The sequence below is a fragment of the Pseudochrobactrum lubricantis genome, assembly GCF_041929865.1.
Taxonomy (GTDB): Bacteria; Pseudomonadota; Alphaproteobacteria; order Rhizobiales; family Rhizobiaceae; genus Pseudochrobactrum; species Pseudochrobactrum saccharolyticum.
This window is the reverse complement of sequence record NZ_JBHEEE010000011.1, coordinates 59,997-68,255: the sequence shown is the minus strand read 5'-3', so window position 1 is coordinate 68,255 and position 8,259 is coordinate 59,997. Positions and strand designations below refer to the sequence as shown.

Sequence of the window (8,259 nt, the reverse complement as noted above, 5' to 3'; positions counted from 1 at the left end):
ATTATCGGGAGAGCTTTATTTATCTGGTGATGGGGATATGACATGGATGAAAATATCCTTATCGGCAAAAACGGTAAACAGCATGGCATCTGGGTAGCCAAGCAGGGCAAAACCGTCCAGCAGGGCGGCCAGATGCTGATGTCATCTGTCCAAGACATGCTGAAAATCCATGCGCAAGGCTTTGTTCCATCATTCGGCTACAATGAATCGCAAGGCTTATGGCGACATCAAATTGAAGTCCCGTTTCAGGAGCTTCCGTTTATTCCGCTGGCATTCATGGGCTTTAAATCTTCCGCTGCTGAGCCGTTTCAATTCCCGCCTGATCTGAGCGGTATTGTGGCTACGCAATCATTTGGCGGGAATATTGGCTTGGTAAACTTCATGCCTGTTGTTGGCATCTCTCATAACAAGCTGACTTTTAGGGGCTGGGTGCCTCAATATGAATGCCGGTTCAATTATACCGTCTTTTTAGTCAAGCTACGTGAGAAGTTCTGATGGCGGGGCGGGTACTATTCCAGCGTGGTGCCAACTTTAAATTCCGCATTTCCAAACCCGGAAAAGACGTTGATAGCACTGATCTTTTTGACTTTGTGCTGCATGAGGGGATCGGCACTGTTGCTCCATATGTAACAGGCTCGGTTCAGGTGCCAGCAAACAGTAATGTGCTCATTCCATTCGGACGCACCTATCAGCAGCCGGCACTGATTATGCTTAAACCGTCCGATGGTGTTGTCGCATTTCTATCGCAATTTGAAGCCCGTATTCAAAGCGATATGGCTTCAATGAGGATCTACAACAAAACCGGCACAACGCGCTATGTCACCTATTACGTCTATTGGAATTCGATAGGCGGCTGACTTTCCTTACTACACTCACAGCAATCACCCGCTTTGTGCGGGAAGGAGAACGCATGTCTGCAACACAGACCAATATCACTCCACCAATACAAATTCACCCGCTGGCTGAACTGCATGAAACGGCGTTTCAGCTTGGCATTATCCGTCAGCGTAATCTGATTTTGGCTTCAGAAAATCTAATGATGAAAGAACGCATTCAAGTTCTGGAAGCGGAAAACAAAGAACTGATTGCAAAGCGCAAGGAAGGGGCAGATTAATGGCTATTCGTCCCGACTGGATGACCGGCACGCTTAATCTTGTTGCCGGAACACCTGACTTCACCACAACAGGGTCGGCTTTGCAGACCGCAGCCATTCAGGCCGGTGATGCGATTATCACCGCAACAGGTTATGTGCTCATTATTGCTGAAATCACCGGGCAGAACAGCGGCCGGTTATTTGATAATTGCCCTGTGGCAGCTGCTGGTGCCGGACAACCCTTGCGGGTTCGCTATCAACCGGATGGTAGCCGTGTGCAGGCTGCTGTTCGGATGATGAGAGACCTGCTTACCACAGGCAATCTTGAAGCATTTGCCGCTCTGGTTGGCGAAGAAGATGCAGTACCGGTTTTTGTTGGACCAGGTGTTATGAAATTGGTGCCGAAATCAGAATTCGGACCCGATGATATCAAAGGCAATCTGGCCACTTTCGCTGCATTGGAGAATATTGCAAATCTCACAGAGCTTGCAGCGATTGCGAAAGCCAATGATCAGTTCATCATCATGGGGGCGGACGGCACAATTACGCTGAAGTCAATCAAGAGCATGACTGATGCGATAGCCGAATATGCGACTGCAATTGACGAAAAGTATACACTACCGGCAGGCGGTACTGAGGATCAACTGATTGACGGCGCGGGTGCGCTTACTGCGAAGTCTGATCTACCAATTTCACAGGCAACGCAAAGTGCGTTGGACAGCAAAGCAAATGCATCGGCAACGCAAAGTGCGTTGGATAGCAAAGCAAATGCAGCGGCAACGCAAAATGCACTTAATGGAAAGGCAAGTTTGTCAGGTGCTGACTTTACCGGAGCTGTAAGCGCAATCAGCGCCACTATTTCAGTTAAGGGGAGTATTCCGGCGTATTACTTACAGTCCTCTGCAGCAGCATACGCATATACAATGTCCGCAAATATATCCGATACGGTATACGGGAGTTGGCGCGTTCAAGCTGGCTTCAAAGGAGCCGTCCTTTTGGAGTGCTACGGTTCTGATAACCGCGTTCACATACCAGGGGCTTTGTCAAAGGGCAGCGGCACTTTCCTGATTGATCACCCTCGTGATCCGGCGAATAAAAACCTCCGTCACGGCTTTGTTGAAGCTCCGGAGTACGTGAATATTTATCGTGGCGTTGTCCGTCTTGTTAATGGCAAGGCAGCTGTCAATATCGATGACTATTTCGGAATGATGCCGGGTACTTTCTCGGCATTGAATGCCGATATCATGATTTCCTCAACGCAAAATCAGGAAGGTGGAACAGTCGTTTGGCCTGATGGCAAGATGGCGGGCGGCATATTGAATATCACCTGTGCTGATGAAGCCTGCAATGATGAAATCGCTTGGATGGTTACAGGGCGGCGAAAAGATGCTTTCGTCCTTAACCTAGACCCGAATTGTGAGCGCGGCACTGGTCGTTTCATTCCTGAATTTGATAAAGAGGATTAATCTATGAATACTGTGACAGTGCTTGACCAAAGTCGTGTGGGTAAAAAAGGATTCCCCATGCACTCGGCAGCGTTTCCAGAGATAGCGCTGCCTACCAAGGAAATACTGGCCAGTGAAGCCACGCCGGAACAGGCTGTTGATCCAAAGCAGGCACTGATGCTCTACGCTGCAGATAAACGCTGGCAGAAAGAAACGGGCGGGTTTGAATTTAACGGCCTGCACATTGCTACCGATGACCGTTCAAAGATCATGATTGCCGGTGCGCGTGAAGCGGCGAAGGGCAATCCAGATTTTACAACGCCTTGGGCGACATCAACTGGCGAGATTGCATTGTTGGATGCAGCAAAAATCATTGCAATCTCTGATGCAGTCGGAGCGCATGTAAACAACGTCTTCGGCATTTACGCGCAGGTGCTGCCGCTAATTCTGGATGGCACAATAACCGATCAAACTCATATCGACACTGCTTTTGCCTGACCGGCAATAATCGCTCCCGCCTGAAAGTCAGGCACAATCACAGGAAAATTCAGATGGATAAAACCGTGCCAGCTGGCGCGGCGATTCTGCTTGACTTCATTCGTAAGACTGAAGTCGGGCGGACTGATCGCGCGTCTTATGATGTTATCTATGGTCACAATCAAGATAAACTGCCGAAACCAATCACCTCAATGACAATAGGTGAACTGGTGGATGCACAGGCCAGCTTTACCAAGCGGTTCAAATCATCGGCCTCCGGTGGTTATCAGTTCATGCGCAAGACCCTGCAGGATTTGTCGCGTGAGCTGCGTCTGAACGGGCGGCAGATTTTTGATCCGGATTTACAAGACCGCCTCGGCTATCACTTGCTTAAGCGCCGTGGCTATGAAGAGTTCGTGGCCGGTACAATCTCCGCGGCTGAATTTGCCAAACAGCTGGCAATGGAATGGGCTTCGTTTCCGGTACTTACCGCGACGAAAGGAGCGCACGGCCAGCTAAAGCGCGGCCAGTCATATTATGATGGTGATGCTCTCAATAAGGCTCTGGTAAGCCCGGAAGCGATTGAGGTGGTTTTGCGTAAGGCAAAAACTGCAGGCAACGGCTTGGCCGTACCGGTTCCTGAAAAGACGGAAGCGGAAACGCCGCCGCTTGAGGCTGAAAAGACAAAACCAGTTTCTCATTCAAAGCGTTTTTGGACATGGCTGACAGCTGCGGCGCTTCCAGCTCTTGGATTGTTGGATTGGCGGGTACAGCTGGCTTCCGTGGTTGTGGTGGGCGGTATCGCGGTATACGCGATTTACTCAATGCCGTTTGTGAAATCCAAAGTCGAAAAATTGTTTGAGGCGCTCTGATGTTGGGGCGGCTCCAAATAATTCTTGCTTTGTTGGCCGTGGGTGCTGTTGCGCTGACGGGTTCTGTTCAGCTTGGTAAATACAAAGAGCGGCAACGCGGCGCAATTCAGCAGATGCAGAGTGATATCCGTGTAGAGCGGGAGAGGGTGAAGGATGATGCGAAAACGCGCAATCTATCGGACTATGATTTCTGTGTTCAGTCTCTTCGCCGTCGCGGGATGCAACCCACAGACTGTAAGCAGCTGCGCGGGCTGGCGCAAGAATGATCTTTCAGCTGCTGGGTTGGTCGCTTTGACAAAGGCTGACCGCACAGCAGCTGAGCGGGTAGAAGGCAATGACCAAAATGGAAAACGGCAGGGGTGCTGGTAATGAAAGATCAGGTTGTTGAAAGGGCAACAACAGCAATAGCAACAGGGGCGCTGGCAAATCCGCTATGGCTTCCTCATCTTGAAAAGGTGCTTTCGCTGGGATTGTCCAGCTTGGGGATTGTTTGGCTGCTAGTGCAGATATTTTATAAGATCAAGAATGGAAGGTAATTGTTGTAAGTCGGCAATTTCATAGACTGAATTACGCAAAGTGATTAAGATGCGGCTGTGTTATGTTGAATATATTAAATTTTTAACAAAACAGATTCGTTACTGTATTTTCATTATTCCAGTAGATTAGCTTAACTTTGCAGACAATAATCCTAACTTTTATCGGCCGTATTCGGGTAATAAAGATTTGCATTCGAAGAAAAAATTAAGCGAGTTTCGAAAAGAAGGCAATGCCATCACAGGTGCACAACAGATAGATCGTCGGATTTGATTGACGGTCCAAGGGTTTAATCATTACTGAAGAATTTAGCTTACCATTTAATTCGTAACCCAACAGTTCCCTTGTAGTTATAGCCAAAATTTCAAGCTGGTGTTCACAGAGCTTTCACCATAGATTGAGTACATGTAAACACTCCAATTGTATGGACCGCCAACCCTAATGAAGCCCAAAGGGTTTCTCGTTTATTGGTAAAGCAAACGCCGCTTACAGCTACTTTTGTTCCATTGAGGAACTCACTATAAAAATTAGCAATACCGTAAACATAGATTCTGCTCATCAGGTCTTGATCGTTTAACCAAGACTTTTGGTAGACTGCACTATTGACAAGACGACCTTCCAGGGTGTCAGAACGTTGGTTTGATACATGACCATCGAACATGTCTGTAAAAACCATCAAGCCGAATTTTGGAATAGACCAGATGCGATTGAGGGATATCAGATCAGTTACATAGGTTTCCTAAGTCATGGAAAGCTTCTCACCACTCGTCCAGCGACGGCGGCGTTCTGGACTGCCAAAATTTCAATATGAGAATCTTAATTAAGGTTAAGAAAATAACTGAATAATTCGGTGGGTAATATATCAGATCACATGTTATGCGCTATCCATTGGGTTATTTATTGTAGCTGTATATGTGAAAAGAACGCCGGATAACTAGTCAACTGTTTCTTCTTCGCCACTTTTGTATATATATCAGGTTTTCTGATTTGTCGGTGTGTGTGGGGCAATTTTCGTTATTTCTTGTCTGGGATTGTTGCCAGTCGGTGCAGCAATTATTCTAGGTGGTAAAGAGCAGTATAGCGTTAAGAAAAGGAAATCTTGTGGAGGTTATAGCAATGATAGCAATAATTGTTTCAGGGATAGTAAAATGAATTATGAAAACGTTGCTGTTATAGTGCCTTGCTATAATGAAGAGCAAACTATAGCTCAGGTTGTTGAAGATGCACGTAAGTTCTTACCTGGCGCAAGAATTTACGTATACGACAATAATTCAACGGATTCCACGAAGATTGTAGCTGCAAGAGCTGGCGCAATAGTTCGCTCAGAAACGCGCCAAGGAAAAGGATTTGCAATAAGAAAATCCTTTATCGATACTAAGGAAGATTACATCATTATGATTGATGGTGATGATACATATGATCTTTCTTATGCGCCTGAAGCCTTAAATTATGCTATAGAGAACCAATTAGATTTTCTCAATTTGAAACGTGTAGCGACTGGCACTGCTGCTTATCGACGTGGACATGTTCTTGGTAATAAAGTACTTACAGGTGCGATTGGTATTCTGTTTGGGCGTCAAATCGATGATATGCTCTCTGGGTATAAAGTACTTTCTAAGCGGTTTGTTAAATCATTTCCGGCATCGTCTTCTGGGTTTGAAATTGAAACTGAGCTTCTTGTTCATGCGCTGGAGTTGGGAATTCCCCTAGGTGAGCTCGAAACAGTTTACAAAGAAAGGCCGGAAGGTTCTTTTAGCAAGCTTTCAACTTATAAGGATGGTGCGCGAATTGGCGTTACCATCATGCGTCTTTGTCAGGTGGAAAGGCCAATACTTTTTTTTAGTATTTTTTCTGCGTTCTTTGCGATTCTTAGCCTAATCATAGGTGGTGGGGTAGTTGCCGAATATTTTCAGACAGGTTTTGTGCAACGCTTTCCCTCTGCATTTCTTGCTGGTTTCTTAGGGATGACATCTATAGTTTTAATGGGGGTAGGTCTTACATTAGACCTTGTTCAAAGAACACGATCTGATCTCAAGAAGATCGCTTTCTTGGCAATTGGTCACTAATGAAAACTGTTGGGAAATTTATAATAGCTGGAGGAGTCGGATTTTTTGTCGACTTCTCTTTGTTGAATATGATGTTATGGCTCGAGTTCGGTCCAATAACAGGAAGATTAATATCATTCTCGTTTGCTGTGATGGCTACTTTTTTCATCAATAGAAAATATACTTTTAATAGCATTGGCAATTTTTTTCGGCAGTTTCAAAAATACTTACTTGGAAGTTTGCTGGGCGTGTGTATAAACTGGATTATATATTCTTTATGTTTGTCGTATTTTTTGCCGTCAATGTCGCTGATTATCGCAAGTGCATTGGCTATGATAGTAAACTTTATTTTTTATAAGTTCATAGTTTTTAAACGATGACGGTAATCCCCCGCCCCCAGTTTAAAGCGGGGGGGTAACCGTTATTTGTTTAAAAAATAAAACCTACTACTATCATTGTAAATGACACAAATACCCCAGCCTTTCTAGTTGTACTATTACCTATAACAACCTTCCTAGAAAGTAATGCCAATAAACACGAAATACTGGCATAGGCAGAGGGTAAAATGTATCTGAAGTCAGATGCAACACCTATAAGAATATATCCGGTAGCATAAAGCAGAGAGCCTAGGGATATAAAAAACACAGCTCTTTCATGGCGCGTTTTATTTGGACAGCTTGCTATGAATAAACCTAATGAGATTAAGAGCCAGATAAATGGCAAATTCCAAGGTTGCCTGTCCATCTTAGCCATGGCTCTTTCATAAAACTTCATGATGGGATTGCCAGAAATAGGAGGGTAAATATCTGCTTGTATGCCTGGTATGCCAGGGAAGTAGTAGAAATAACTTGTACTTGGTCCTATGTATCTCATAAATGCATTAAAATGGACGAGACGATGCTTAAAATATGCAGCTGGATGTTCGGAGATTATTTGCAGCCATGCCTTTGATAGGTTTTTATTTATAATTTTTTGGTATACAAAAGGGCATTTACCATAAATGTACTCATTCCACATTTCAGCGTTATAGCACCCATTAATAATTAAATTCTCCTCTTCTATACTCCATTCACCTGGGAATAAGTTTTTCTTTGATTGTGCAGATGCTCCGCCAATGTCAAAGATGAAAAGTGAATTAATTGCATATGATTTTTCTGCCCCAATTAAACGATTGTTTAGAATAGGCGTCACTAATATAAACATTGGTATAAGTGCCAGCGCAATAAGCAATGTCCTATATGATCGGTTCTGGCTAATGATAACGTAAGCAATCAAAGGAGCCGTTATGAAAGGGGCGTTAGCTCTTAGGAAACTTGCAATAATCAGAAATAATAAAATTATGAGTTTTTCAATGTGCTGTAAGTCGCGTTCATTGATAATACTGTTGAGAATTAGGGCGCATGATAGAATTACGCAGTTTGCTAACGCAACATCTTTCCAGATTATCCCTACGTGACCAAAGAAAAGTGGGTTAAAAAATAATAATATAAAGATAGTCGTTCTATAAAATCCGGAGAACCACTTAGAAATAATGTAAACCGAAGTAATGCACAAAACCAAATTCAGGCACAGAAATATGCCTTCACTGCCAAAAATCCAAATCAGTTTCCCCCATATAAGAGACATAATTGGAGGGTGCCAATCCGTGAATTTACCTGTAATTGCTTCGTTTAATTGTTGATAAGAATCCCAATAAATGTACCCTGGCCACAATAGTATTATACTTACAGTAATCGTAAGTGCAATAACAACGTAAATTAAATAGTTTTTAATGTCGTACATGAGTTGTCTCT

Annotated in this window: 12 protein-coding genes; 10 read left to right on the top strand and 2 right to left on the bottom strand. The window is 44.3% G+C overall.

Annotated features, from left to right (window positions below):
• Positions 1-42: 42 nt before the first annotated feature.
• From JNC80_RS17835 to JNC80_RS17800, 8 genes are all read left to right on the top strand, one after another.
• Positions 43-495, top strand: a complete 453-nt coding sequence (locus tag JNC80_RS17835) for a hypothetical protein (RefSeq protein WP_376711126.1) — start codon at positions 43-45, stop codon at positions 493-495.
• The gene (locus tag JNC80_RS17830) at positions 495-857 is read left to right on the top strand and encodes a hypothetical protein (protein WP_022711848.1); all 363 of its coding nucleotides are present in this window, start codon (positions 495-497) and stop codon (positions 855-857) included. The genes JNC80_RS17835 and JNC80_RS17830 overlap by 1 nt, the downstream gene beginning before the upstream one ends.
• A gap of 53 nt (positions 858-910) precedes the next feature.
• Positions 911-1,114 carry a hypothetical protein gene (locus JNC80_RS17825; RefSeq protein ID WP_376711125.1) on the top strand — a complete coding sequence of 68 codons (204 nt, stop codon included), beginning with the start codon at positions 911-913 and terminating at the stop codon, positions 1,112-1,114.
• A 134-nt stretch (positions 1,115-1,248) separates the two neighbouring features.
• Positions 1,249-2,559, top strand: coding sequence for a hypothetical protein (locus JNC80_RS17820; protein WP_376711124.1), 1,311 nt, complete (start codon positions 1,249-1,251; stop codon positions 2,557-2,559).
• 3 nt (positions 2,560-2,562) lie between these two features.
• Positions 2,563-3,036, top strand: coding sequence for a DUF4376 domain-containing protein (locus tag JNC80_RS17815; protein WP_376711123.1), 474 nt, complete (start codon positions 2,563-2,565; stop codon positions 3,034-3,036).
• Between the two features lie 53 nt (positions 3,037-3,089).
• Entirely contained in the window at positions 3,090-3,887 is a 798-nt protein-coding gene (locus tag JNC80_RS17810; RefSeq protein WP_376711122.1) for a lysozyme family protein, read from the top strand.
• The gene (locus tag JNC80_RS17805) at positions 3,887-4,153 is read left to right on the top strand and encodes a hypothetical protein (RefSeq protein ID WP_376711120.1); all 267 of its coding nucleotides are present in this window, start codon (positions 3,887-3,889) and stop codon (positions 4,151-4,153) included. The genes JNC80_RS17810 and JNC80_RS17805 overlap by 1 nt, the downstream gene beginning before the upstream one ends.
• Before the next feature lie 102 nt (positions 4,154-4,255).
• Positions 4,256-4,423, top strand: coding sequence for a hypothetical protein (locus JNC80_RS17800; protein ID WP_376711119.1), 168 nt, complete (start codon positions 4,256-4,258; stop codon positions 4,421-4,423).
• A 374-nt stretch (positions 4,424-4,797) separates the two neighbouring features.
• On the opposite strand, the gene JNC80_RS17795 is transcribed toward JNC80_RS17800, so the two are convergent.
• On the bottom strand, positions 4,798-5,082 hold the full coding sequence (locus JNC80_RS17795; RefSeq protein WP_376711118.1) for a hypothetical protein: 285 nt from the start codon (positions 5,080-5,082) through the stop codon (positions 4,798-4,800).
• Between the two features lie 487 nt (positions 5,083-5,569).
• On the opposite strand from JNC80_RS17795, the gene JNC80_RS17790 reads away from it, so the two are divergent.
• On the top strand, positions 5,570-6,487 hold the full coding sequence (locus JNC80_RS17790) for a glycosyltransferase family 2 protein (RefSeq protein ID WP_376711117.1): 918 nt from the start codon (positions 5,570-5,572) through the stop codon (positions 6,485-6,487).
• Entirely contained in the window at positions 6,487-6,846 is a 360-nt protein-coding gene (locus JNC80_RS17785) for a GtrA family protein (protein WP_376711116.1), read from the top strand. Before JNC80_RS17790 ends, JNC80_RS17785 begins: the two co-directional genes overlap by 1 nt.
• A gap of 49 nt (positions 6,847-6,895) precedes the next feature.
• On the opposite strand, the gene JNC80_RS17780 is transcribed toward JNC80_RS17785, so the two are convergent.
• Positions 6,896-8,248 (bottom strand): hypothetical protein, encoded by a 1,353-nt coding sequence (locus JNC80_RS17780; RefSeq protein ID WP_376711115.1) that lies wholly within the window; start codon positions 8,246-8,248, stop codon positions 6,896-6,898.
• Between the last annotated feature and the right edge of the window lie 11 nt (positions 8,249-8,259).